Below are 22,928 nucleotides of genomic sequence, written 5' to 3' on the forward strand. Positions count from 1 at the left end.
TCAAATGTCCGATGGACCGCTAATGTGGGAGCTGCCATGATCCGCGGTGCGCGAGGAGGTTCGATGGACGAGATGGAGGCGCCGTCCTTCCAGCGGGCCAGGCGGCCCGAGCACCGGGAGCTCCGCAAGCAGGAGATCCTGGACGCCGCCGAGGCACTGCTGGCCGAGATGCCCGCCGACGAGATCAGCCTCCGGGAGCTGGCGCGCCGGCTCGGGGTGTCCAAGACGCATGTGGTGCGCTATTTCGAGAGCCGGGAGGGCGTCTTCCTAGGGCTGCTCGCCAGGCTCCGGCTGGCCTGGCTCGACGCGCTGGCGGATGAGTGGCCGGCCGCGCCGTGCGAGCCCGACCAGGTGATGCGGGCCTGGGCCGATTCGCTCGCCGCCCGGCCGGTCCTGTGCCAGCTGTGGAGCCTGCTGCCGACCGTCCTGGAGCGGAACGTCTCCGCCGGCACCGTGCGCGCCTACAAGTTCACCGACCTGGAGCACCGCACCCGGCTGGCGGGGCTGGTCAGGGAGCGGGTGCCGGCCCTCGGCGCGGGTGACGCTCTCACGCTGACGGAGTACGCCGTCGTCGCGCTGGTGGGCCTGTGGTCGTTCAGCAACCCGACCCCGACCATCGTCGAGGCCACGTCCGACCCCCGGCTCGCGGGCTCCCGGGTGGACTTCGCCACCATGTACGGGGAGATCCTGCAGACCACCCTCGCCGGTCTGCTCGCCCGAGCGTGACCCGCCCCTGGTTCAGCGGACCGCTTGCCTTGGGCGGCACCACGGATACCAGGGCGGTCGGTCCGCCTGAAAGCGGAAGGTCGGCAGTTCGACCCTGCCCCTGACCACAAGATTTCACCAGCAAGAACGCCCTGAACGGATCATCGTTCGGGGCTTTTTCATGTCTCCTGACAGTAACGGCGACAGCAACGTCATTGATCGTGGGTGAGGATGGGGTGCATGGATTCCGCCGAGCCGAAGTTCCTTCTGATTGATGAGGATGATCAGGTTCTTGGGGTGTGTCTCGATGCTGAGGGCATTTTCATCGAGCCGTCGGAGAGCGATGAGGAGCTCACGGTGGAGATCCTGGGATGCCTTCTTGCTCCGCGCTTACGCGACTACCTTGCGGGTTCAAAACGCTATCGCCAGAGGAATCCCTTGGACTCGCTATCGCTTCGGATGCTCGACGAGGCAGCAGAGCCGCTCGTGGACTTCTGCGTGGGCGAGATCATCGAGTGGCGGCCCTCGCGACTCGATCCTGAGCGGGTGGACATCGTCGCTCTGTGGGGATTCGACAGTCCGTCGGCCGGCGCGCGGGACGTCTGGGAGCGCTGGCGTTCGGCTCGACCTGATCAGGCCGCCCAGTGGGCCGTGTATGGGCCGGAAGGCAGGCGGGAATGGCTGACCATCGTCGGTCGCAGCCGCTTCCGGAGGGCCGATGGCGTCGATCGTCCGGCAGGACGCGTCTATCACCTCGATGGAACCCACGTCACCGATGAGACCTCCTTCTATCTTGCGATCGGAGAAGCCATCAACGGGCCTGGTGGCTATTTCGGCTGGAACCTCGATGCGCTGGACGACTGTATGTATGGGCGCTTCGGAGCTAGGACGCCGTTCACTCTGATCTGGAGCGATTCCCACGTTGCGCGGAAGGCGCTGAGAGGGGTCTGGGAGGAGACGGACGACGCTCCGCCTCTTTTCGACCTTATTCAGACGATCTTCGCCGAGCACGATGTGAGCGTCGTGTTGAGGTGAGCGTCAGCCTCATGCGCCGGCAGTTCGACTTCGCCGCTTCATCGAGTGGCAAGTCCCTGCCGCGGCGAATGATCGTTCAGGTCCATGTGGTCGTCCGACCTGTAGATCTTGTGCAGACGCGTGTCTCCTGAACAGGGGGGAACTCCAATATCGATCACAAGCCCATGGCAGATCAGGACCTCAAGGTCGTCCCAGAAGTGAAGACGGGGCCGCCATCGGCGCGGCTTGGAGTCGTGCATGCGGTCGTGGAATGGCCCGATCAGGGTTTCCGCCTCCTGCAAGGGCATGCCGCAGTGCAGGGGTCCGAGTCGGCCGCCGGCGGCGAATCGGACGACGAGGTCAAGAGCTTGGGCCATGCCAAGAGTGAAGCAGCTCCCTTCGGTGTTCCCGCAGGGCCTCCACACAGAGAAGGCAGCGGGACCGTTCGCTCCGAATGGCGTCAAAAACGCGAAGAGCCGCCGGCCGTTCAATGCAATAAATGGGCTCAAAAGCAGATCTAAAGCGACGCTCGCTACCGTGGTTCACGCACGAAAGGAAAACAGTTCGCAACGGCACCACGGGGGAGAATTCAGCTCATGAAACTGTCGAGATCAACGGCTGTCGCACTGGCGGCTGTCGCGATGGCCGGGCCGCTCCTGTCGACGGCCGCGCCGGCGGCAGCTCAGTCGGCGAGTGCATGGAACTGCACCAGCCTCAGCGGTTCCTCCGATTCGACTTCGGACAACGGCGGCAGAGACGTCTGGGCCGAGTGCCACAAGGGCAACGAGTGGGTGCGGGCGTATTTCCGGGCGTACAAGGAGACGCTGGAGCTCGAGGACCACCACGGCAGCGACCCCAACAGTGTGGTGGCGTACCTGACCGTGTCAGGCTCGGGAACGGCGAGGTTCGAAGGCGCGGGTCTCCGGGACCGGAGTTACGACGAAGGCAAGGCGGTCTCCGTGAAGGTGTGCACCTCCAGCTCATCGACGAAGGTCTGCCACACGCAGAGCGGGGGAAGGACCTGACCGGAGCGACAAGCGGCCGGCCATAGACGGAGTTCTCGGCTGGTTAAACGCTGGGGAATGGCGCGCGTCAAGCGTTCATCGCGTATTCGAAATGCGCGCCATACCTCCGGTCGGCTTGCCTGGAAAACGTGGCGGCACGCTTGCCGGAAGTCGTGGAACAGTGGCCACGATCAGGTCCCGGTAGTCGGTTCAGGAGAACGTCTTGGGCTCGCCCTTACGCTGCTGGTGGACATGCGGGCGGTAGACACACGGAGACCCAACTGAGAAGTATCATCCCATGCGCACTTCTCAGTTGGGTCTCAGTGCTGCTCCCTCCACCGCGGACCGCCCTGCTCGGCTGGACGTGTCGGTACTGCGGGGACGACGGTGGTGGTCACTTGGGGAAGTTGGCTCCCGGGCCGTAACGCACCCCCGTCCCGCCTTTCGCATCCCCGATCTTCTCCAGAACATGGCGGTCGCGAAGACTGTTGATCAGGTCGCGGGCAGCGTAGACGTGGAGGTCGAATAGGCGGCGGACGGTCTGGTTGGTGATGAAGCCGTACTCCTTCACATGCTCGATGACCTTCTGATCAATGTCGTCGATGGAACGTCGACGGTAAGTGACCGACCGGGACATCGCCGCAAGGGATTCTGATCGCAGCCGGTAGGTCGGGTAGGGGCGCCGAACGGTACGGCTCGTTGCCTCGACGAGGCCATATTCATCCTCCATGGCGGCGAGTACTTCTTGCGCCTCTGGCGGTGTTCGTTGGATGATGCCCGCCAACTTCAGGGCGTTTATGCTGCTGCTGTGCCGTAGATGCGACAACGTGAGAAGGACGTTCAGATCCCGGCCCGCTCTCGCCGGCAGATCGCTGACAAACCGCGCGAACGTCTTGTTGCCGATCCCTCCGGCGAGCGTCGCTCGAACCAGGGTTCCCTTGTCTTCGAACTGCGGTGGTTCCTTTCCTATGCGGAGCATTTCACGGTACGCCCTGTCGACTCCTTGTCCTGTCCGCTCTGCCAGCTGGAGCATGGACACGGTCTCCGTCAGCAACCTGTTGCGTGGGGTGGAGGGGTAGGTGAGGATGTTCGCCGGAGTCACTCCTGCTACCAGGCCACCTGGGCTCGTGATGACCAGACGCTCCGGCGAGTGCTCGATGTCGACCGTTCCGCTGGTTTCGTAGGAGCGGTGGATGAACGCATTGATGATGATCTCTCTGACGGCTTCGCTGGGATAATCGGTGAGCGGGAGCTGTACCCCACCGACCAGGTTGAGCGGGTGGATCTCCCGACGTGCCTCTATGGCCTCCGTCAGAATTTGGACAGCCGCTATGAGTGGACGGTTCCCGCGTATCCTGCCGGTCGCCTCGCTACCGGTGGTAGGCCTGAACTGATACGAGTACCCGTAGCTCGGGACGACCCTGCCGATAAGAGATTCGTCCCCCAGCAGGAGGACGCCCGCGTTTGTCACGCTCCCATTGGGCGCTATCAACCTGAGCGACTCCAGAAGGGGCTGGTTCGGGAGGTCCGTCAAGTGGTCGCGGCCGCCGGCGTCCAGGATCTGCCGCAGTCTTTCGAATTCGACAGCGCTGAGGTCCGGAAGGCCGACACTGGAAGCGTCGGCTGACCAGTCCACCTGACCACGTGCGATCATCACCTCGCGCTGCTGGTCGGGCGGATAGGGCAGGCACTCTTTCCCCAAACGGCGGGTCGACAGCCCTGCGGCGTTGCTGTGTGGCATGACGCCCGGCGGCACGGAGACAAGGATCAGTCGGACATCGTCGACGGTGACTTCTTCGGCAAACGGCGTGATCGGGGGTCTACTGCGATCGAAGATGCCTTTTCGGATCGAATCCAAGCTGTAAGCCGTCGGTACCCCTCGGAGCGCGTCATGGCGGTTCGTCGCTTTGTCGTCGACGCCCAGAACCACCGTCCCGCCATGGGCGTTCGCAAAACACACGAGAGCGTCGGCCAGGAGGTTGTAGGTAGCTTTGTGAGACTCGCCGGGAAGCTTGAAGTCGAGTGTCTCCGTCTCCAGGGCATCTGCTGTCATGCCGTTTCCCACAGCCGCCAACGCCGCCGACGCTTCCCGATGATCCATGCACTGAGCGTAACTGAGAAGTGCTCTTCTTGCCAGACTTCTCAGTTACGCTCAGTGCGACCGCCGACAGCGCAGGCAGTCGACACATGAGTGCCTCCAGATCGCCTTCGGTGCCCTCGACTCCGGCTGTCCCGGCATGGCCGCCTGGGTTGTCGGCCTCGCCCAGAGCGATGGTCGACCGCGATAGCCATGCTCGGGCAACAGTGAACGCTCGGAGTGACAGTCCAAGCGCCTGCTCAGGGTTACTCGGGACGTGCTGCGAGGACTTCGCTGCAGAACCGTACGCACTCGTCGCAGATGCGGACTCCAGGGCCCGCCGCGAGAGTCTTCCCAGGGTCGGCGGGCTTGTGGCAGAAGGAGCAGCGCAGTGGGCTTTCTGCCGGTAGCGGATCGATGTGGGTTCGCGAGATGGAACCGGGCTGTGTCTGGTGGAGGACCTCGTGGGCCAGGGCGACGCTGGTGGGATCAGCAGGCGAGCACCGCCTTGTCGATGGGGGTCTACGAGGAAGCGCCTGTCCGGCTGTACGTCGGCTAATCCCAGACGTGATCCATGAAATGCCGTCGTCGCGGTAGCCACTGCTTGGTCCGGCCGGACATGCAGGCGTCGGCGAAGGCGCAACGCTCATCCATGTACAGCTTCTGCTCGGCGGGATCCCCATCGCGCATGGGGGATCGGGCCCAAGGGCCGTCTGGAACAAGGAAGCGAGCGGCGTGGTCGGTGCCGCGCTGGGCATCGAGGTGGAGAAGCGCGCCCATCGCATCGGTCTGATAGTGATCGTGGTCCGGCCGCGCGAAGTAGCGGTCCAGATAGGCGGACAGGATCGCCGCGTCTTCGTCCTCGCCGAATCGGGCAAGGGCGAAACAGTAGCCGTCCGCCGCGTAGGAGCCCTGGCTTTCCAGGAGCATCCCGCCGAGCTGGTCACGGAAGCGGGTGCGCCGGTCCATGCCGATCAACCATGCCGCGGTCAATCCTGACCGCCACTCCAAGTCCAGCAGCAGCTTGAGATCATGATCGGTGATCCGCCGCGCGTCCCTCGCCAGAGACCTGCCGAAGCGCACCACCTGCCGATCCGGCAGCAGCACCATGAACCCGCTGCCATGCAACATCAGGTACCGGCGTACCGGGCCTCTGCCCTTGGCGACGTAGCGGCGTGCCAGGAGCATTTGCCTGAGGTCGGGTGAGAGCGGCAGGCGCATGAGTTCATCATGGCGGCGTCGTACGGGCCTGCCCATAGACTCCCCAGCTCGGCCTGAACCGCTTGGTGTTCGAAGGTGAGGTCAGAGGCCGGATGGATGCTTGGAGAGCCAGTCGGCGTGGGCGGCTTTCAGCATGTCGCGTTCTTGGGAATCGGCCAGGATGACATCGGCGCCGCCGTCGTAAGGGTGGTAGAGGCGGCGTAGGTCGGTGTCCATGATGAGGCCGTCCCCGCATTCGTCGTCGGCGACCGCTCGTAGCAGCGGGTCGAGGAGGCCTGGCTTCCACTGGTGACGTCCGATGTGGATGTGCAGGGTGCAGCCGGGGTCGGAGTCGTCGTCTTCGCGGACTCGGGTCCAGGGGCGGGAGCCGGGATTCAGGGCGTGGGCGTCGAAGGGGGCGAGGTCGGTGAAACCTTCGTCCATGACGTACGTGATCGTGGTGACGTACACCTCTTGGCCGGCGAACAATTCGGTCAGGACGGTGTTGTAGCGGTGGAGCACCGTCCGATATTCGGCTTCTGAATGCGCGTAGCGTTTGGAGTTCGGCAGGCTGTGGAAACGCACCCAGCGATCCGGGTCGCCGAACAGCATGTGGCCGATGGGCGGGCAGTCCGGCCACCTGGATCGCCACAGAGCCGAGAGTTCGGGCAGGGCCGAACCCGGTAATTCGTGCGCGGGCATGCGGCTCAGAGTAGGGCCCAGGAGTCTGTGTGGCGATCTTGTTTTCGGTGGAGCGGCAGGCTTGTCGATCGGCGGGGGCCGGTTGAGGCGGCGGCGATGGCACTGTGCGCTCGTATGATCATCGGGCTGAAGGCGCTGCGGCAGGATGGGGTGAGGTGATCTTGGGTGGGTCGGTGGTGTGTCTCCTTGCTTGTGGCGGTGGTCGTCGTGCTCTGCGGCTCGGGGTGCGGAGGGCTGTGGGAGGTGATCGCTCGTGAGGGTTTATGCAAGGAACGGGCGGATTACGAGAACGCGCTGGTCCGTGACGCGTTGAGTCCGGTTCTGGCCCAGATGGGGATGGGCGGGTCCATGGAAGATCAGGATGACTGTGATTCGTCGTCCTACGGGTCGTATGTCTCTGTCCATGTGGCGAATGCGGAGCCGGAGGATGTCGTGGCCGCCTTTGTGCGGGCGGGGTGGAGTGGCGGGCCGGTCTCTGAGCGCAGTCGGGACTGTGTCGGGTGGTGCCGGGCGTATGAGCTGAGCAAGAAGGTCGGGGAGCGGATTGTCGGCGTGAGTCTTGAGGGGTCGACGGACGTGGACATTTGGGTCTCCGCGGCTGATGACTGCTGGGATGCCGATGGGTACCGGTGTCCTGCGTGACTGCTCGCTAGGCGCGCCGGGAACGCCGTACTGAGTTTCAGGCGAAGGGGTCGAGGCCGGTGAGGGTTGTGCTGGCGGTCCATATGCGGGCCGCCAGGTCGGCGTCTGCCAGGTGGCCGCGGACGGGTTCGAGGATGGGCAGGCCGCGGATGCCGAACGTGCGGGGGCCCCAGAGCTGGCCGCCCCGTACCGAAGGGTCGAGGACGGCGCGGACGGCGGGCCAGGCGGCGGACTGTTTGCCCTGGAGGAGGAGGCCGGCGGGCAGGGCGCGCAGTCGTTCTGCGGTGGTGCGGTGGTGGACTCCGGGGCGCGCCGGAGTGAGGGAGTCGAGCGCGCCTCCCGGATGAGTCACCACGCTCAGCGTGGTGCCGCCGGCAGCGCGCAGGCGGCGGTCGAGTTCGAAACCGAAGAGCATCTGCGCGAGCTTGGAGCGCGCGTACGTGCGCTTCGGGCGGTAGTCGCGCGTGCTCTGCAGGTCGTCCAGGTCGACGGTCTCGGACTTGGCCGTGAAGCTGCCGGTGGTGACGACGCGGCCGGCGGGCGTGGCCGCGAGCAGGGGCGCCAGCCGGGAGATCAGCGCGAAGTGGCCGAGGTGGTTGGTGGCGAACATCAGCTCGTGGCCGTCCCGGGTCTCGCGCCGGGGCGGGCGGTCGAGCAGCACCCCGGCGTTGCAGACGACCGCGTCGAGCCGGTCCAGGCGCAGGGCCCGCACCGAGGTGCTGAGGGAGGAGAGGTCGGCGAGGTCGAGGCGGACGTGCTGGACGCGCGCGCCGGGGACCCGGGCCCGGATCGAGGCCCGCGCGGCCTCGGCCCTGGCGGGGTCGCGGCTGCCCAGGACGACGGTGGCGCCGGTGCCGGCGAGTTGTTCCGCGACGAAGTAGCCGATGCCTCCGTTGCCGCCGGTGATGAGGAAGTTCTTGCCGTCGGCGGCGGGGAGGCGCCGTACGTCCCAGGGGTGGGTGGAGCGAAAGGACATGGTCGGTTCCTCGTCGGGAGATAGTTGGAATGACTCTGAAAGTATAGTCACTTCAGAATCAGAGTCGTTCCAAGTTCGCTAGGATGAGGCGCATGGCGACGGGGCGCCGCGAGCGCAAGAAGGCACAGACCAGGCAGGCGTTGTCCGATGCCGCGCTGCGGCTGTTCAGCGAACGTGGCTACGACGGCGTCACCGTGGCGCAGATCGCCGAGGAGGCGGACGTCTCGATCGCCACCCTGTTCGCGCACGTCCCGGACGGCAAAGAGGCGCTGATCTTCGACGACGGCGCCGAACGGCACGTCTGGCTGGCCGCCGCCGTCCGCGAGCGGCCCAGCGGGCAGTCCGTGCTGGAGGCGCTGCGCCGCTGCCTGGCCGGCAGCGGGCCCTTCGCCGGCGATCTCCCGCCCGGCCAGCGCCGCAAGCGCGACCTGATCGTCAATACGCCCGCGCTGCGGGAATACTCGCGCAAGCTCTGGATCGCCGGCGCGGCGGCGCTGGCCGAGACCATCGCCGCCGAGAGCGGCCGCGACTCCTCCGACATGACGGTTCGCGCGCTCGCCCGCTATGTGCTGGAGATCCCCGAGCTCGCCGGCGCGGAGCCGGACCCGCTCGCCGCCATGAACGCCGTCTTCGACCTGCTCGAATCGGGCTGGCCCACGACGTGACGGACGCCCTCATTTCGGCCGGCGCGGGCGGCTCAGCGCTGGCGGTCGAGGAGGCCCAGGTCGTACGCCGCCGCGACGGCCGCCGCCCGGTCGTTGACCGCGAGCTTGCCGTACACGTGCAGCAGGTGTGTCTTCACGGTCGCCTCCGTGATGAACAGTCTGCCCGCCACCTCCCGATTGGTCGCCCCCCGCGCGATGAGCCGCAGCACCTCCAGCTCGCGCGGGCTCAGCGTGCGCGGCTCCGGCTCGCGGGCCTTGCGGGTGAGGATGCCGGCCACCGTGGGGGACAGGACGGTCTCGCCCCGGGCCGCCGCGTGCACCGCGCGGCGCAGTTCGTCCCGTGGCGTGTCCTTGAGCAGGTAGCCGGTCGCGCCCTCCGCGATGGCGGGCAGCACGTCGGCGTCGTCGTCGAAGGTGGTCAGGACGAGGACGTGGACGCCGGGCTGCTGCTCGCGCAGGCGGCGGATGACCTCGGCGCCGCTCATCCCGGGCATGCGCAGGTCGAGGAGCACCACGTCGGGGGCGGTGCGGAGGGCGACCGCCAGCGCCTCGGAGCCGTCGGCCGCCTCGCCGACGACCTCGAAGTCGTCCGTGTCGAGGATGCCGCGCAGCCCGTCGCGGACGATGGGGTGGTCGTCGACGATGATCAGACGGATGATCGGCATGGGGATACGGCCTCCGCCGGGTGTGGGGTCGTCATCGTTGATCGGCAGAGGGTCGCGAAGGGGTCGGCATGGGGTCGCGGCCTGATCGGCATGGGTCACGGCCTCGGGTCGGCGGGGATGGCGGGTACGGTGGCGGAGATCCCCGTGCCCTGACCGGGGGCGGTTTCGAGCTCGAACGTGCCCGCCAGCCGGGTCACGCGCTGGCGCATGCCGACGAGGCCGAAGCCGTCCGACGCGCCCGGGGTGAAGCCGGCTCCGTCGTCGCGTACGTCCAGAGCCACCACGTCCTCCATGTACGACAGCGTCAGGCCGACCCGCCCGGCCGAGGCGTGCTTGGCCACGTTGGCCAGCGCCTCCTGCGCCACCCGCAGCAGCGTGCTCTCCACCTCCCCGTGCAGGGGGCGCGGCTCGCCGGTGACGGACACGGAGGCGGGCACCCCGGACACCCGTGACCATCGCTCGGCGATGCCGGACAGCGCCGCGCCGAGCTGGGCCTCCTCCAGCGGCGCCGGGCGCAGCGCCTGCACCGAGCGGCGGGCCTCGGTCAGGCTCTCCTTGGCCAGCGCGCGTACCGTCTCCAGCCGCTCGCGCGCCTGCGGCACGTCGCCGAGCGCCTCCAGCTGGGTGAGGATGGCGGTCAGGCTCTGGGCGATGGTGTCGTGGATCTCCCTGGCCATCCGCTGCCGTTCGCCGAGCACTCCCGCCTCGCGGGCCTGGGTGAGCAGCCGGGCCTGGAGGCTCGCGTTCTCCTCGGCGAGGGCGGCCAGCCGGGCGCCGTTCTCCTTCAGCCGCCGGTTCTGGTCGCTGATCGTGTGGAAGACCAGCCCGGTCATGGACGCGATCAGCACCCCGACGACGGCGGAGGTCACCAGCTCGGCCGGCGTACGGCCCGCGACGGGACGGGCGGCGACCAGCACGCCCACCGTCACCGCCACCCCGCCGTACGCCCACAGTCCGGGCAGCAGGGCGAAGCACTGGAGGAACGTGCCCACGCCGGTCACCGTGAACACCGTGTCGATCCTGACCAGCGCCGCGACGACGGCCAGCAGCACGGCGAAGTAGCCGGCCAGCGCCCAGGGGCGGGCGAGCCGGTCGGGGTGCGCGGTGACGAGCAGCCAGTGCCACGCCGCCGCGAACAACGCCAGCGCCAGCACCTCGGGCCGCCACTCGCGCAGGAGGGAGAACAGCGCGGGCAGCAGGATGAGCGCGTACGGCAGCGCGGCCTGGACCCGGTCCCACCGCCTCACCACCGGAGCCTCATGATCTCCAGCGTAACCGGGGGAGCCGGGACGGCCACAGGGGTCGATGTACGTCACAGGTCGAGCGTCGTCGGCGGGCGGCGATCGGGGCATCCACCGATCGGCTGACCTGCCCGCCGCCGGTCAGCCGATCCGGCGCACGGGCTGCCCGGTCAGGCGGGCGATGGTGTCGAAGTCTCCGTCCGCGTGCGGGGCGGTGAGGCGCCCATCTCGACGAGGATCTCGCCCTCCGCCACCATGGCACGCATGCGGGCCACGGCCTCCGCTCGCCCCCGCCGCTCGACGACCTCACGCAGGGCCGTGTTCACCGTGTCCTTCTTGGTCGCGGTGCCGAGGAGACGCGCGGCCTCGGCGAGGGCCTCGTCATCGAGGTCGATCACGGTTTTCGCCATGGCGGGCACCTCACTCGTCTGTACGAAGTCGGGGCAGTGTATTCGCAGCGGAAGCTGCTACTGGGCAGTAGTCGCGGGGAGGCCGTCACCGGGGAGTAACGGCCGGCATCGGCGGGCTGTCAGTGGAGGGTGCAGGTGTCGCCGTTCAGGGTGAAGATCTTGGGGAGGACGTTCGGGCCGGTGTAGTCGCCCACGTAGCCGATCGTGGTCGTGGCGCCCGTGGGGAGGGTGCCGTTGCCGGGCTCGTTGACGACCTTGACCTGTGCGCCCGTCTGCGTCCACACGCCGCTCCAGCCGCTGCTCAGCTTCTGCCACGGTCGCGGCCAGTCGAACGTCAGGGTCCAGCCGCTGACCGGGGCGCCGTGGTTGGTGAGGTCGAGGGCGGCGACGTAGCCGCTGGCCCAGTCCGTCTGGATGGTCAGGCGGACGGAGCAGGAGCTGGTGGCGGGGGTGCCGGTGGTGAAGGTGAGCGGGGGTGAGGGCTCCGACTGGGCGCCGGCGGCGTTCCTGGCGATCACATTGACGGTGTAGCGGGTGCCGGGCTTGAGGTTGCGGACCGTGAGGGTGGTGCCGGTGGTCTCGCCGAGCTGCTCGGTGACGGCTCCGTTCTGGCGGTGGACCTCGTACTTGATCCCTGGCCTGGATGCGGGCCAGGTGATCGTGGCGGTCGTGTCCGTGACGGCGGTCGCGGACGGTTTGCCGGGGGTGGCGGGCAGGCCGGTGGGTGGGGTGGCCGGGCGCAGGAGGACGGTGGTGAGGGAGAGCGGCGGCAGGGTCTGGCTCGTCGCGGTGCCGGTGGTCGTGGTGGTGATCGAGGTGGCGCCGTTCGTGTGGGTCAGGACGGTGGGGGCGCCGGCGGCGGGGGTGAAGCCGGCGTAGTCGATCGCCACGGGGTGGGAGGTGGTGGACGAGGTGTTGATCAGCAGGACGGCCAGGTCGCCGTTCGGACGGCGGACGGCGTGAGCGGTGACCTCCGGCCGGTCGGTCGCGGCGCGGATGAAGCGGTCGCCCGGGCGGGCGAACCGGCTCATCATCCGCAGCGCGTGGTACGGCGCGAAGGGGGTGTTGAGCGCGGGCTCGCAGACGCTGCCGTCCGAGGTGCAGGCCGCGCTCGACAGCAGGCCGAAGTCGCCGTAGTCGGTGTGACCCTCGACCTCGGTGACCGCGCCGATGCCGTTGTGCACGTTCCACCAGTCGACGGTGAACACGCCGGCGGCCAGCAGCGTGGCGTAGGCGTCGGCGGCGGCCAGGGCGCCGGGCTGGGTGTTGCTGCCGTTGCTGCTGCTCCCGGTGTTGAACTCGGTCATCGCGATGCCGATCCGGTCCGAGCCGGGGCCGGCGTGCCGGGCGATCTGCTCGCGGGTGAGCTGGATCATGTCGGGGACGTGGCCGGCCCGGTCGAGGGCGCCGGGGTACCAGTGCAGGACGACGAAGTCGATCTTCGAGCCGGCGGTGGCGAGGACGACCTCGTTCCAGCTGCCGCTGTCGCCCTCGGCGACGATCGCGTCGGGCCAGTTCGCGGGGGTGGTCAGCACCGCGCCGATCTTGATGGTGGGGTCGACGGCCTTCATCGCGTCGGCGTAGGCCACGACGTGGCGGGCGTACTCGGCCGGGCTCTTGTCGGCGTGCTCGTCGGCCTCCCACGCGGTGCCGTAGTGGCCGTTGCCGTAGTTCTCGTTGCCGATCTCCCAGTACTTGACGCCGTACTTCTTGACGATGTTGGCCTGGCGCACCCAGGCGGCGGCCTCCGCGGCGGTGCCGGTGCCGTAGTTGGCGGTCACCATCGCCTGCGCCCCGGTCCGCCGTACGCCGCTCATGAACGTGTCGAAGTCGGTGCCGGGCGCCACGTAACCGCCGGGAGCGGTGTGGTCGGCCCAGTGGTAGATGTCGGAGTAGGAGCCGCCGGGATAGCGCAGCAGCTTCATGCCCGCGTTTTTGAGCAGGTCGGCGGTGTCGTTCGTGCCCAGGTTCGCGTCCCAGATCGCGTGGTTCGCGCCGAGGCCCGTCTCGGGGACGGTGGCGAGCGCGGCGCGGGCGTTGACGGTGACCTCGACGGGCGCGTCCCCGTCGGCGTGCGCGGCCGGGGTGCTCAGGGTGGCCAGTGTCAGGACGGCGGCTGACAGGGCTCGTACGAGGGTTCTACGCATCGGCGCACCTCACCATGAACGCACAGGAACGGGGGGATTCGTGCGAAGCACCATGATCCTGAGGGGAGCACCAGGAACCCGTCAATCAAGCCTGAAACTTTCAAGTAAAGGCCGGCTGTCATGATGGACGGCATGTTGGAGGTTGCCGGACTGGGTGAGCTGGAGGAGCGGGCGTACCGGCTGCTCGTACGGGCGGGCGAGGCGGACGCTCCGGGCCTGGCCGAGGAACTGGGCCTGACCAAGGAGGCGGCGGAGGCGGCGCTGACGGGCATGCGGAGCGCGGGCCTGGCCCGCGAGGTGGCGCCCGGCAGGTTCGCGCCGGTGGCGCCGGATGTGGCGCTCGGCCCCAGACTCGTACGCCGGCAGGAGACGATCGACTGGGCCAGGCAGGCCGTGGAGCAGCTGGCCGAGGAATACCGGGCCAGCGCCCGCAGGAGGGACGCCGACGGCCTGGTGGAGGTGCTGCCGAGCAGGGAGGCGCTGCGCGAGCAGGTCAGGCACCTCCAGGACAGCGCCAAGGAGGAGGTCCTCTACTTCTGCCGGGCCGGCCACGTGGTGATGCCGTCGGAGGACAACACCGAGGAGCTGGAGGCGCTCGGCCGGGGCGTGAGCTACCGCGTCATCTACGAGCGGGCCCTGCTGGAGCAGCCGGGGATGGTGGCCAACGTCGCCTACGGGATCCAGTTAGGCGAGCAGGCCCGCGCCGTACGGGTGCTGCCGGTGCGGATGATGATCGCCGACCGGGCCACCGCGCTGCTGCCGCTGGTCCAGCACGCGGGCGGGATGACCGAGCCCACGGCCGCACTCGTGCGCGGCAGCAGCCTGCTGGAGGCGCTGATCGCGCTGTTCGAGGCCCAGTGGGAGCGAGCCACGCCGATCAGGTTCCTGGAGGACGGCCGGGTCACGGAGGCGCCGCCCTGCCCGCTGGACGCCGACGAGCTCTATCTGCTGTCGCTGCTGGTGGCGGGCGTGCCGGAGAAGACGATCGCGAGCCAGCTCGGGCTCAGCCTCCGTACGGTGCAGCGCCGCGTCTACCACCTGATGCGGCTCGCGGGCGCGCAGACCAGGATGCAACTTGCCTGGCATGCGGCCCGCGAGCGCTGGTTGTGACCTATCTGACTACTTGACCCCGTACGCCCGGGTCACGGTCTGCTCGAACTTCTCGCCCGACGCGCCCGTCGCGGTGACCCGCAGGGACACCCCGGCCGAGGTGGCGCGGTGCGCGACCAGTGTCGTGTAGCGGCCCTGGCCGAGCGGGACGAGCGCCAGGCGGTGCCAGGACTTCCCGTCGTCGTAGGACAGCTCGGCCGTCAGCTTGCGCGCCTGGCGGGCGGTGAAACCGATCGGGACGGGCAGCGTCCTGGGCACCCTGCCTTCCAGGTCGGCGGGCACGTCGTAGTCCACGCCGAGCAGGGGGAGCGCCTTGGCTCCCTCGGTGCGGGCCGACCTGAACGTCCACGCCGACCGGGTGGCGGTGGCGTAGCGCCACTCCTCCGAGGTCCTGGTCGTGGCCAGCTCCAGGCGGTACTCGGCGTTCTGCGCGACGGTCTCGAACGTGCCGCGCAGGTTGGCGCGCTCCTCCACCAGCTGCCCGTCACGCAGGATGCGGGCCGTGCTGGTGTCCTTGTCGCCGCTGCCGCCGGTGTAGCCGTAATGGCCGTTCCTGTCCACGAACTCGGGGACGTGCAGCGAGAGCACGTCGCCCATGCGGGTGGACTCGAGCGCCGCCGGGCGGACGACCGGGCCGAACCAGTTCTCCTTGACGACCTCGCCCGCCCGGTACGACCGCGGCGCGTCGGTCACGCCGCCGCGCAGCCGGCTGCTGGACTCCCAGGTGAGCATGTGCTGGACGACGTGCTGCCACTGGGTGTCGCCGGAGCTGACGTACTCGGCCCTGCTCAGCGGCGTCGGCACGATGCGCTGGGTCTCCATCTGCAGGCCCAGGTCGTACCCCTGCCAGGGTCGCCAGCCGAAGCGCTGGTCCTTGCCGTAGCGCTCGCCGCCCGACTCGTGGTAGCCGGAGCTCACCAGGGCGGTGTTGCGCCAGTTCACCTCGTGCACGATGCGCGCGGGCACCCGGCCCTGGGCGACCTGCATGACCTCGTACAGGTACGGGGTGTCGAACGCGCCCTTCACCTCCAGCGTGCCGCGGCCCGCCCGCGCCTGCTTCAGCAGCTCCTGACCACGGTCATGGGTGATCATCAGCGTGGGCAGCGGGTCCCGGTCGCCGGTCGGCTGCCAGGGCTGCCACATCGCGCGCCCGTCGGGCCCGACCACGACCGCCGCCGCCGCGCCGGCCGCGGCCAGCGCGTCGAGCTTGCCGGTCCAGTCGCCGAAGGACTCGCTGGTGATGACCGCGGCCTTGCCCTTCAGCTTGGTGCCGGCCGCGCCGTCCGCCAGCGGCAGGCGCTTGGTGCCCTCGATCCGCGGCGACCTGATCGTCGGCCGCACCACCAGATCGTCCCGCCCGAGCTTGGCCGTCACGCGGGGCGCGGCCAGCTGCCAGCGGGAGGCGAACTCGAAGGTGCCGTTGGTCACCGGCTTGGTGGGGGTGACCGCGAGCTGCTCGACCGAGGGGAAGTTCATGGCGCCGAGGCTGATCTTGCGGTTGCCGTACTCGCGGTGGGTGAAGTAGGTGGCGATGCCGTCCTGCGCCACCGGCTGCGAGGTCCTGATCTCGATCGGCACGGCGGTCCTGGCGTCGAGGACGACCTCCAGGTCCTTGTCGACCCGCAGCTCGGGGACGACGACGAGGGAGTCGACGGGCAGCTCGTCGTGCGTCTCCCCCATGATGGCCTGCATGTGGTACGTGCCCTCAGGCACCTCCACCGTCCAGCCCTCGTTCTCCTTGAGGATGTAGCCGTAGGCGTCGTCCAGGCTGCTGGCGCCGTACAGGGCGATGAGCGGCACCCGGGCGGCGTTGCCGTCGCGCTCGACACCGGTGAAGTGCACCGTGCGCGTCTTGCCGCGGCGCGTCAGCGCGATCGTGGTGTGTGCGACGGCCGCGCCGTCGGCCGTGGTGGCGGTGACGTAGCCGGCGTGCCGGCCGTGGTTCAGCTTGGCCAGGTCCACGCTGAGCCGCGCGGTCGCGCTCGCTCCCGGCTCGACCGTCAGCGTCGTCGCCGACAGCGTCACGGCGCCCTCGCCGGGGGTGGTCCCGTCCAGGTTGGTCAGCACGGGGGCGAGCGTGAGCGTCACGGGGGACTCACCCGAGTTCGTGTACGTGATCGTGCCGCCGGGGGTGCCGGTGTCACCGTCCTCGTGCACGCCCATGCTGATCGAGGCGGTGGCCGTGACCGCCTGGCGCAGGGCCCGCGGCACGTCGAGGCGTCCGCCGCCCTGCTCGAACGGCGTCTGACCGGCGATCGTCTTCGCCGTGGACACCAGAGCGTCCTTGAGTCGCCCGGCCTTCCAGTCGGGGTGGCGCTGGGCCAGGATGGCCGCCGCGCCCGCCACGTGCGGGGTGGCCATGGAGGTGCCGTTGAGCTTGGTGTAGAAGTCGTCCACGGGCGTGCCGATGCCGGTGCCCGCGGCCCTGGCGGCCGTGATGCCGACGCCGGGCGCGGTGATGTCCGGTTTGATCGCCTCGTCCAGGCGCGGGCCGCGGCTGGAGAACGACGCGAGCGCGTCGTTCCCGTCCACCGCGCCGACGGTCAGCGCAGAGCTGGCCGCGCCGGGGGAGCCGACCGTGTAGGCGTCGCCCTCGTTGCCCGCCGCGATGACGAACAGGGTGCCGGTCTGCTCCGTCAGCGTGTCCACGGCGACGCTGAGCGGGTCGGTGCCGTCCGTGGCGCCGCCGCCGAGGCTCATGCTGATGATGTCGGCGCCGCTCTCCTGGGCCGCCCACTCCATGCCGGCCAGCACCTGTGACTCCGAGCCGCTGCCCTGCTTGTCCAGGACCTTGCCGATCAGCAGCTCGGCGCCGGGGGCGACGCCTTTGCGCAGGCCGTTCGAGCCCGCGCCGGTGCCCGCCACGGTGGCGGCGACGTGGGTGCCGTGGCCGTGCTCGTCCTTGGCCGACGGGTCGGCGGTGAAGTTCCGGGTCTGGGTGATCTTGCCCGCGACGTCGGGGTGGGTCTCGTCGATGCCGGTGTCCAGCACCGCGACCTTGACGCCCTTGCCGTCGTAGCCGTCCTGCCACGCCTGCGGCGCGCCCACCTGCGGCACGCTGTGCTCCAGCGAGGCGCTCACCTTGCCGTCCAGCCACACCTTGGCCAGCCCGTCACGCAGCTTCGGCTCGCCGCCGTCGCTCCACAGGGTGGGCAGGGCGTCCTTGTCGGCCCGCATCGCGCGCGCGTTCACGCTGTGCAGGGTGACGGCCTCGGCGCCGCGGTCCTTGTAGGCCAGGATGAGCGGCAGCACGTCGCTGCTCTCGTCGTCGTAACCCTGCTCGATCAGCTCACCGACCGAGAACAGCCGCTCGTCCATCAGCCCGCGCGACAGGTACGGAACCATGTCGGCCGGCGTGATCATCAGGTCGCCGTTCTCCTCCTTGGTGAAGAACCTGACGGCCTCCCTTCCCTTTCCGGGTTCCACGGTCGCGGCGCGCTTTCCGCCGGCGAACTCCTGTACGGTCACCACGTCACCGGTGATCAGCGTGACCCGGTGCAGCTCTCCGCCTTGCGCGGGCCCTGGCTCCGCGGCCTGCGCGGGCACCGGGACGGCGAGCATCGCCAGGCCCACGCCGGCGGCGGCGAGGCGGGGGATCCATCTCATGAGCGAACCGATCTGTCGTGCTGCTTCAGTCGCTCATGAGAATGAGGGATCACGCGCGCGCGGAGGAGTCTTTTGTCCTGGTCAAAGGGCGACATGTCATGAACACGACAGCTCGTGGGCGGGCGATGCGCCCGCCCACTGCCCGCCGGTGGCTCAGTTGTACTTGTACAGGCGCGTGCCCTTGCGGTGGTTCTCGTCGAACAGCGAGGCCCGGTACATGCTGATGGACAGGTCGCCGTGCTCGGCCTTGCCGCACGTGCCGGCGCCGGCCAGCTGGTGGATCTCGTAACGGGTGGTCGGGTCGCCGCCCACGAAGTACTCGGCGCGGGCCTGGTAGCGGTCGGCGCCGGTGTCGCAGGCGTAGACGAAGGTGTGCCGCTCGGCGAAGCACACGCTCGCCGCGCCCTTGGTGGCGGTGCACACCTCGGACTTGGCGCGGGCGGCCGCGGGGGTGGTGCGGGAGTCGCGCTTGACGGGATATTTCGCGACATTTCGTACGGTCTTCCAGCGGCCGTAGCCGACCCGGCGGTCACCCCGGTAGAGGGCGGCCCGGAAGGTCACGACCTTGCCGATCTCCCGGCTGCCGCGTACCTCGCCCTTGCGGCCCAGGTTGTGGATGACGTACTTGGTGCCCAGGTAGCCGTTCAGGTAGTACTCGACCGCCGGATGCATGTGGTCGTCCCGGGTGTCCTCGACCGTGACCCCCGGACGGCTGCTGCTGTCGGGCCCCACGCACGCCTCGACCCCCTTGAGCCGCGCGCACACCGGCTCCGCCTCCGCCTTGGCCGCCGCCACGGGAGCCGCGATGGGCGTGCCGGTCGCGGCCGGGGGAGCGGTTCCGACGGATTGGACCGCCGGCACCACAGGAGCCGCCCGGATCGCCGGACCGGCCGCCACCTTGGCGGCGGCCCCGTCGGCGCTGATCGCGGTGGCTGCCATGACGGCAGCGGCGATGACCATGCGACGTAATGCCACAACTTCACCAGCCTCAGTTGTCACAAAGCTTGCCTCAATGTGACGCGGATAACAGCCGGGAAGTTTCGGAAAAGTACGAAATCGTCTAGCTGGTGTTCAGAGACGCGGGTGCCGGGGACGGACGCCGGCTGAAAAGGCGACGCCGGCGCCCCCGTGGAGGGACGCCGGCGCGGAGCCGGAGCGGTCAGGTGAGGTTCTGCCGCCTCTTCGGGGTCACGCTGGCCAGCAGCAGAAGCAGCGCGCTCTGGGCCAGCATGCCGGGCGCGAGCGGCGGCGCCGCCCCGACCGACTTCGTCAGCGCGTACCACCACTGGGTGAGCGGCGAGTAGGCGTCCCAGCCGGCGTCCACCGCGCCCATGCCGTGGTTGACCGACACGTGCACGAACACGCCGTACGCCGACGCCACCAGCACGACGGCGGCCAGCACGCGCGCCACGGTCAACGCGCTGCCCGAGTCGCGTACCGCCAGCAGGATCAGCGCCACCACGAGCAGCGCCAGCGCGGCCCAGGGGATCAGCTGGGTGGGGGTCTGCCAGTGACGCTCGAAGGCGAGTTCGAGAGCGGCGCCCAGAACGCCGATCACGACCAGCGCCAGCAGCCCCAGCCGCAGCATCGTGGTGCCGGCCGGTGCGCGGCGGCGGGTCGGCCGCTCGGTCGTTTCAGGGGGAGTAGAGGTCATGTGCGGGACCACCGTCCGTGCGAGGGGTCTTCGTCCGCCTCCAACGTCTCCAGGCATCCTCAGAGGAGTCTCAGCGAATTCTGAAGATCTGGTGAGAACTCGCCCCCGCGTACGGCTGCACGAGATCTTCACGACATCCGCACACCGGCCTGGTAGAACGGAACGGCCGTGCGCGGTGTGCTCGGAACGTACGCCGTCGCGCCACGGAAGTCACGTGCTCTCGACGCTCGCCGGAGGGAGAGTGACCCCATGACCGAGCAGAGCCGTCACCGCCCGCTGATGTCCGCCGGCACTTCGGGTGACCTGGAGCAGCTGCGCTCGCCGGCGCGCGCGGCCGGGTTCGGCGCCGAGGTCGTGGCCCATCGGGACCTCGACAAGGAGGGCTGGCGGGTCGATCACTACACGTTCTTGATGAGGTGGGTGACGCCGGGTGGAGAACTGGATTGAGCAGCCGATCGTCGATCCGGAGATCCCCGAGGGGGACCGGCGGCGGCTGGCCGTCGCGCTGCCGGCGCTGCTCGCCCGGCCCGATCCGGAGCCGCCCCGATGGGTGCGCCGTCTGTTCGCCGCCGGGGCGGTCCTGTCGGCCACGGCCGCCGTGGCGCTGGCCGGGGTGGCGGGGGGAACCGGCCGCGGGAGCGCGATGCTGGCCGCCATGATGCTGCTGTTCGTCGCGATCGTCTGCACCGGCGTGGCCCGCTCCCACGAGGGGACGCGGCTGTCCCGTCGGTACGCGGGCCGCTACGTCATCCCGGCCACCCTCGACGACCCCGCACTCGACCTGCTCGCCCGGGCCAGGCGGGCCGTCGGGGACGTGTCCGGCTCCCGCGCGCAGCGCCTGGGCCTGCTGGACGCCGTCGCCAACGACGTCGTGCTGCCCCGGCACCTGTGGGAGATCGCCGGCCTCGTCCGCGTCCACGCTGACCTGCGGGCCGAGCAGGCCGAGGCGCTCGGCGAGGTGATGACCCCCGGCCTGGCCGCCGTGCTGCGTCCCCAGCAGGAGGCGCTGCGCCGCTCGGTGGCCGCGGTCACCGAGCGGGTGCGGGAGCTGGAGGCGTACGCGGACCAGGTGCGCGCGGCCGACTCCGCGCTGCGCGCCGGTGACCTGCGCAGGAGCGACGACCGGTATCTCGACCTGCTGGCCCGCGCCGACGACATCTCCGACCTGCGCGCCCTCACGGCCGAGGCCGCCGCCCTGACCGCCGGCCTGCACACGGACGACGCCTCAGGACCGGGCGCGGCCGGCTTACGCGCGGGCAACGCCCCGGGTCCGCACCCGGACGGCGGCATCGAAGGGTCCGCTACATGTTGATCATGTGTCCGGCGAGCCCGTGGACGGCCTCCTTGACCGCCTCGCCGAGCGTCGGGTGCGCGTGCACGTTGCGCGCCACCTCGTGCACCGTCAGGTCCCACTGCTGCGCCAGGGTCAGCTCCGGCAGCAGCTCGGTGACCTCGGGCCCGATCAGGTGGGCCCCGAGCAGCTCACCGTGCGTGTTGTCACTGATGATCTTGACGAAGCCGGCCGAGTCGCCCAGGCCGTGCGCCTTGCCGTTCGCGGTGAACGGGAACTTCGCCACCTTCACGTCATAACCCAGCTCGCGGGCCTGCGCCTCGGTGTAGCCGAAGCTGGCCACCTGCGGCTGGCAGTACGTCGCCCGCGGGATCATCACGTAGTCGAGCTCCATGGTCTCCGCGTCGGCGATCGTCTCGGCGGCGATGATGCCCATGGACTCGGCCGCGTGGGCCAGCATCAGCTTGGCCGTGACGTCGCCGATGGCGTAGATGTGCGGCACGCTCGTCCGGCACCGCCCGTCGACCGCGATGGCGCCCCGGTCGGTCAGCTCCACGCCGGTCTTCTCCAGCCCGTAGCCGTCGACGCGCGGCTGGAACCCGATGGCCTGCATGACCTTGTCGGCCTCCAGCACCTGCGTCTGGTCGCCGCGGGTGACGGTGACCTTGACGGAGGAGCCGGTGTCCTCGATGCCGTCGACGCGGGTGGAGGTCAGCACCTCGATGCCGAGCCGCTTGTACCGCTTGGCCAGCTCGGCCGACACCTCCTCGTCCTCCAGCGGCACGACCCGGTCGAGGAACTCGACGATCGTCACCTTCACGCCGTAGTTGTGCAGCACGTACGCGAACTCGACCCCGATCGCGCCGGCGCCCGCGATGATGATGCTGGACGGCAGCTCCTCGGTGAGGATCTGCTCCTCGTACGTCACCACCCGCTCCGACAGCTGCGTGCCGGGGATCAGCCTGGTGGTGGCGCCCGCGGCGATGATGCAGTGGGAGAACGTGATCGTCTCGCCGTTCACCTGGAGCGTGTTGGCGTCGAGGAAGGTGCCCCGGCCGTCGTACTCGGTGATGGCGTTCTTCTTCATCAGGTAGTGAACGCCCTTGACCCGCCCGTCGGCCACCTTGCGGCTGCGCTGGAAGGCCGCGCCGTAGTCGAAGGTGACCTCGCCGCTGATGCCGAAGGTCTTGGCCTCGCTGTGGAAGATGTGGGCCAGCTCGGCGTTGCGCAGGAGCGCCTTGGACGGGATGCAGCCCACGTTCAGGCAGACGCCACCCCAGTACTTCTCCTCGACGACCGCGGTGCGCAGTCCGAGCTGGGCGGCGCGGACCGCGGCCGTGTATCCTCCCGGACCCGCGCCGAGAACGACGACGTCATAGTGAGTGCTCATGAGTCGGACCATACCGCCCGGCCGTACCTGTCCCCGACCTCAGACCTCTACCTTGTACGACAGGTCGAGCTCATCGGCGGGGACACCCCTGATCCCCCAGTTCGCCCGGGGCATCTCGATGATCGTGATCTCGACGTCCTGGGGGTCGTAACCGGAGGTGGCGTAGATCTCCCTGATCAGCGCCCGCTTGGCGGCCTCGCTGCGGCCGGTGAAGCAGATCACCTCGATGATCAGGTAGCGCTCGCTGCGCGCCGGGCAGACGAAGTCGTCGGCGTCCATCAGCAGGAACCGGTGGAACCGCTTGTCCTCCGGCAGCCCCCACGCGCTCACCAGGCACGACTGAATGAGGTCGGAGACCTCCCGCTGCCGTCCCGCCCACACGTCCCTGCGCCCGTACACCTTCACCTGAGCCATGTCGGCCAATATAGA

Annotated in this window: 23 protein-coding genes; 9 read left to right on the top strand and 14 right to left on the bottom strand. The window is 69.3% G+C overall.

Annotated elements, in window-relative coordinates:
* Nucleotides 1-63: 63 nt before the first annotated feature.
* The 4 genes from OIE67_RS51165 to OIE67_RS51180 all read left to right on the top strand — a co-directional run bounded on the left by OIE67_RS51165 (nt 64) and on the right by OIE67_RS51180 (nt 2,744).
* On the top strand, nt 64-726 hold the full coding sequence (locus OIE67_RS51165) for a TetR/AcrR family transcriptional regulator (RefSeq protein WP_326634320.1): 663 nt from the start codon (nt 64-66) through the stop codon (nt 724-726).
* Nucleotides 727-945: 219 nt separating this feature from the next.
* On the top strand, nt 946-1,740 hold the full coding sequence (locus OIE67_RS51170; protein WP_326634322.1) for a barstar family protein: 795 nt from the start codon (nt 946-948) through the stop codon (nt 1,738-1,740).
* 164 nt (nt 1,741-1,904) lie between these two features.
* Nucleotides 1,905-2,240, top strand: a complete 336-nt coding sequence (locus OIE67_RS51175) for a hypothetical protein (protein ID WP_326634324.1) — start codon at nt 1,905-1,907, stop codon at nt 2,238-2,240.
* A 75-nt stretch (nt 2,241-2,315) separates the two neighbouring features.
* Nucleotides 2,316-2,744 (top strand): hypothetical protein, encoded by a 429-nt coding sequence (locus OIE67_RS51180; protein WP_326634326.1) that lies wholly within the window; start codon nt 2,316-2,318, stop codon nt 2,742-2,744.
* Between the two features lie 373 nt (nt 2,745-3,117).
* Here OIE67_RS51180 and OIE67_RS51185 read toward each other — a convergent pair whose 3' ends face one another.
* The 4 genes from OIE67_RS51185 to OIE67_RS51195 form a co-directional block, all read right to left on the bottom strand.
* Nucleotides 3,118-4,824, bottom strand: a complete 1,707-nt coding sequence (locus tag OIE67_RS51185; RefSeq protein ID WP_326634328.1) for an ATP-binding protein — start codon at nt 4,822-4,824, stop codon at nt 3,118-3,120.
* A gap of 242 nt (nt 4,825-5,066) precedes the next feature.
* A complete protein-coding gene (locus OIE67_RS55700) occupies nt 5,067-5,450 on the bottom strand; it encodes a ClpX C4-type zinc finger protein (RefSeq protein ID WP_407674809.1) in 384 nt (127 codons plus the stop codon).
* Nucleotides 5,356-6,021 (bottom strand): DUF6000 family protein, encoded by a 666-nt coding sequence (locus OIE67_RS51190; protein WP_326634330.1) that lies wholly within the window; start codon nt 6,019-6,021, stop codon nt 5,356-5,358. The genes OIE67_RS55700 and OIE67_RS51190 overlap by 95 nt, the downstream gene beginning before the upstream one ends.
* Nucleotides 6,022-6,102: 81 nt before the next feature.
* On the bottom strand, nt 6,103-6,612 hold the full coding sequence (locus OIE67_RS51195) for a DUF3885 domain-containing protein (RefSeq protein ID WP_326634332.1): 510 nt from the start codon (nt 6,610-6,612) through the stop codon (nt 6,103-6,105).
* A 288-nt stretch (nt 6,613-6,900) separates the two neighbouring features.
* Between OIE67_RS51195 and OIE67_RS51200 the strand changes: the two genes are divergently transcribed.
* Complete coding sequence (locus OIE67_RS51200) at nt 6,901-7,344, top strand: hypothetical protein (protein WP_326634334.1); 444 nt, start codon at nt 6,901-6,903, stop codon at nt 7,342-7,344.
* 37 nt (nt 7,345-7,381) lie between these two features.
* Here OIE67_RS51200 and OIE67_RS51205 read toward each other — a convergent pair whose 3' ends face one another.
* Entirely contained in the window at nt 7,382-8,320 is a 939-nt protein-coding gene (locus OIE67_RS51205) for an SDR family NAD(P)-dependent oxidoreductase (RefSeq protein ID WP_326634336.1), read from the bottom strand.
* Between the two features lie 92 nt (nt 8,321-8,412).
* Here OIE67_RS51205 and OIE67_RS51210 point away from each other — a divergent pair, with 92 nt between their 5' ends.
* Entirely contained in the window at nt 8,413-8,985 is a 573-nt protein-coding gene (locus tag OIE67_RS51210) for a TetR/AcrR family transcriptional regulator (RefSeq protein ID WP_326634338.1), read from the top strand.
* Nucleotides 8,986-9,017: 32 nt separating this feature from the next.
* On the opposite strand, the gene OIE67_RS51215 is transcribed toward OIE67_RS51210, so the two are convergent.
* The 4 genes from OIE67_RS51215 to OIE67_RS51230 form a co-directional block, all read right to left on the bottom strand.
* Nucleotides 9,018-9,650 carry a response regulator transcription factor gene (locus tag OIE67_RS51215; protein ID WP_326634341.1) on the bottom strand — a complete coding sequence of 211 codons (633 nt, stop codon included), beginning with the start codon at nt 9,648-9,650 and terminating at the stop codon, nt 9,018-9,020.
* Between the two features lie 95 nt (nt 9,651-9,745).
* The gene (locus OIE67_RS51220) at nt 9,746-10,897 is read right to left on the bottom strand and encodes a sensor histidine kinase (protein ID WP_326634343.1); all 1,152 of its coding nucleotides are present in this window, start codon (nt 10,895-10,897) and stop codon (nt 9,746-9,748) included.
* 164 nt (nt 10,898-11,061) lie between these two features.
* A complete protein-coding gene (locus OIE67_RS51225) occupies nt 11,062-11,301 on the bottom strand; it encodes a type II toxin-antitoxin system VapB family antitoxin (protein WP_326634345.1) in 240 nt (79 codons plus the stop codon).
* Between the two features lie 119 nt (nt 11,302-11,420).
* On the bottom strand, nt 11,421-13,448 hold the full coding sequence (locus tag OIE67_RS51230) for a cellulose binding domain-containing protein (protein WP_326634347.1): 2,028 nt from the start codon (nt 13,446-13,448) through the stop codon (nt 11,421-11,423).
* Nucleotides 13,449-13,580: 132 nt separating this feature from the next.
* Here OIE67_RS51230 and OIE67_RS51235 point away from each other — a divergent pair, with 132 nt between their 5' ends.
* Nucleotides 13,581-14,558: a helix-turn-helix domain-containing protein gene (locus tag OIE67_RS51235; RefSeq protein ID WP_326634348.1), complete on the top strand. Its 978-nt coding sequence runs from the start codon at nt 13,581-13,583 to the stop codon at nt 14,556-14,558.
* Nucleotides 14,559-14,567: 9 nt separating this feature from the next.
* On the opposite strand, the gene OIE67_RS51240 is transcribed toward OIE67_RS51235, so the two are convergent.
* The 3 genes from OIE67_RS51240 to OIE67_RS51250 all read right to left on the bottom strand — a co-directional run bounded on the left by OIE67_RS51240 (nt 14,568) and on the right by OIE67_RS51250 (nt 19,818).
* Nucleotides 14,568-18,164, bottom strand: coding sequence for a S8 family peptidase (locus tag OIE67_RS51240; RefSeq protein WP_326634350.1), 3,597 nt, complete (start codon nt 18,162-18,164; stop codon nt 14,568-14,570).
* Nucleotides 18,165-18,317: 153 nt separating this feature from the next.
* Entirely contained in the window at nt 18,318-19,124 is an 807-nt protein-coding gene (locus OIE67_RS51245) for a hypothetical protein (protein ID WP_326634352.1), read from the bottom strand.
* Between the two features lie 199 nt (nt 19,125-19,323).
* A complete protein-coding gene (locus OIE67_RS51250; protein WP_326634354.1) occupies nt 19,324-19,818 on the bottom strand; it encodes a hypothetical protein in 495 nt (164 codons plus the stop codon).
* Between the two features lie 249 nt (nt 19,819-20,067).
* Between OIE67_RS51250 and OIE67_RS51255 the strand changes: the two genes are divergently transcribed.
* Nucleotides 20,068-20,265, top strand: coding sequence for a hypothetical protein (locus OIE67_RS51255; protein WP_326634356.1), 198 nt, complete (start codon nt 20,068-20,070; stop codon nt 20,263-20,265).
* On the top strand, nt 20,249-21,130 hold the full coding sequence (locus OIE67_RS51260; RefSeq protein ID WP_326634358.1) for a hypothetical protein: 882 nt from the start codon (nt 20,249-20,251) through the stop codon (nt 21,128-21,130). The genes OIE67_RS51255 and OIE67_RS51260 overlap by 17 nt, the downstream gene beginning before the upstream one ends.
* Here OIE67_RS51260 and lpdA read toward each other — a convergent pair.
* Together lpdA and OIE67_RS51270 are read right to left on the bottom strand one after the other, a co-directional pair.
* Nucleotides 21,120-22,499, bottom strand: a complete 1,380-nt coding sequence (gene lpdA / locus OIE67_RS51265) for a dihydrolipoyl dehydrogenase (RefSeq protein WP_326634360.1) — start codon at nt 22,497-22,499, stop codon at nt 21,120-21,122. The genes OIE67_RS51260 and lpdA overlap by 11 nt on opposite strands.
* Nucleotides 22,500-22,538: 39 nt before the next feature.
* Complete coding sequence (locus OIE67_RS51270; RefSeq protein ID WP_326634361.1) at nt 22,539-22,913, bottom strand: tautomerase family protein; 375 nt, start codon at nt 22,911-22,913, stop codon at nt 22,539-22,541.
* Between the last annotated feature and the right edge of the window lie 15 nt (nt 22,914-22,928).

It is taken from the genome of Nonomuraea fuscirosea, assembly GCF_035917475.1.
Lineage (GTDB): Bacteria > Actinomycetota > Actinomycetes > Streptosporangiales > Streptosporangiaceae > Nonomuraea > Nonomuraea fuscirosea.

Excerpts from the sequence above, each read along its gene's own strand:
- OIE67_RS51270 (WP_326634361.1), bottom strand. The coding sequence starts at position 22,913 with ATGGCTCAGGTGAAGGTGTACGGGCGCAGGGACGTGTGGGCGGGACGG.
- OIE67_RS51190 (WP_326634330.1), bottom strand. The coding sequence starts at position 6,021 with ATGCGCCTGCCGCTCTCACCCGACCTCAGGCAAATGCTCCTGGCACGC.
- OIE67_RS51195 (WP_326634332.1), bottom strand. The coding sequence starts at position 6,612 with ATGCTGTTCGGCGACCCGGATCGCTGGGTGCGTTTCCACAGCCTGCCG.
- OIE67_RS51185 (WP_326634328.1), bottom strand. The coding sequence starts at position 4,824 with ATGGATCATCGGGAAGCGTCGGCGGCGTTGGCGGCTGTGGGAAACGGC.
- OIE67_RS51235 (WP_326634348.1), top strand. The coding sequence starts at position 13,581 with ATGTTGGAGGTTGCCGGACTGGGTGAGCTGGAGGAGCGGGCGTACCGG.
- OIE67_RS51255 (WP_326634356.1), top strand. The coding sequence starts at position 20,068 with ATGACCGAGCAGAGCCGTCACCGCCCGCTGATGTCCGCCGGCACTTCG.
- OIE67_RS51215 (WP_326634341.1), bottom strand. The coding sequence starts at position 9,650 with ATGCCGATCATCCGTCTGATCATCGTCGACGACCACCCCATCGTCCGC.
- OIE67_RS51245 (WP_326634352.1), bottom strand. The coding sequence starts at position 19,124 with ATGGTCATCGCCGCTGCCGTCATGGCAGCCACCGCGATCAGCGCCGAC.
- OIE67_RS51170 (WP_326634322.1), top strand. The coding sequence starts at position 946 with ATGGATTCCGCCGAGCCGAAGTTCCTTCTGATTGATGAGGATGATCAG.
- OIE67_RS51165 (WP_326634320.1), top strand. The coding sequence starts at position 64 with ATGGACGAGATGGAGGCGCCGTCCTTCCAGCGGGCCAGGCGGCCCGAG.
- OIE67_RS51180 (WP_326634326.1), top strand. The coding sequence starts at position 2,316 with ATGAAACTGTCGAGATCAACGGCTGTCGCACTGGCGGCTGTCGCGATG.
- OIE67_RS51175 (WP_326634324.1), top strand. The coding sequence starts at position 1,905 with ATGGCAGATCAGGACCTCAAGGTCGTCCCAGAAGTGAAGACGGGGCCG.
- OIE67_RS51210 (WP_326634338.1), top strand. The coding sequence starts at position 8,413 with ATGGCGACGGGGCGCCGCGAGCGCAAGAAGGCACAGACCAGGCAGGCG.
- OIE67_RS51230 (WP_326634347.1), bottom strand. The coding sequence starts at position 13,448 with ATGCGTAGAACCCTCGTACGAGCCCTGTCAGCCGCCGTCCTGACACTG.
- lpdA (WP_326634360.1), bottom strand. The coding sequence starts at position 22,499 with ATGAGCACTCACTATGACGTCGTCGTTCTCGGCGCGGGTCCGGGAGGA.
- OIE67_RS51205 (WP_326634336.1), bottom strand. The coding sequence starts at position 8,320 with ATGTCCTTTCGCTCCACCCACCCCTGGGACGTACGGCGCCTCCCCGCC.
- OIE67_RS51225 (WP_326634345.1), bottom strand. The coding sequence starts at position 11,301 with ATGGCGAAAACCGTGATCGACCTCGATGACGAGGCCCTCGCCGAGGCC.
- OIE67_RS55700 (WP_407674809.1), bottom strand. The coding sequence starts at position 5,450 with ATGAGCGTTGCGCCTTCGCCGACGCCTGCATGTCCGGCCGGACCAAGC.
- OIE67_RS51240 (WP_326634350.1), bottom strand. The coding sequence starts at position 18,164 with ATGAGATGGATCCCCCGCCTCGCCGCCGCCGGCGTGGGCCTGGCGATG.
- OIE67_RS51250 (WP_326634354.1), bottom strand. The coding sequence starts at position 19,818 with ATGACCTCTACTCCCCCTGAAACGACCGAGCGGCCGACCCGCCGCCGC.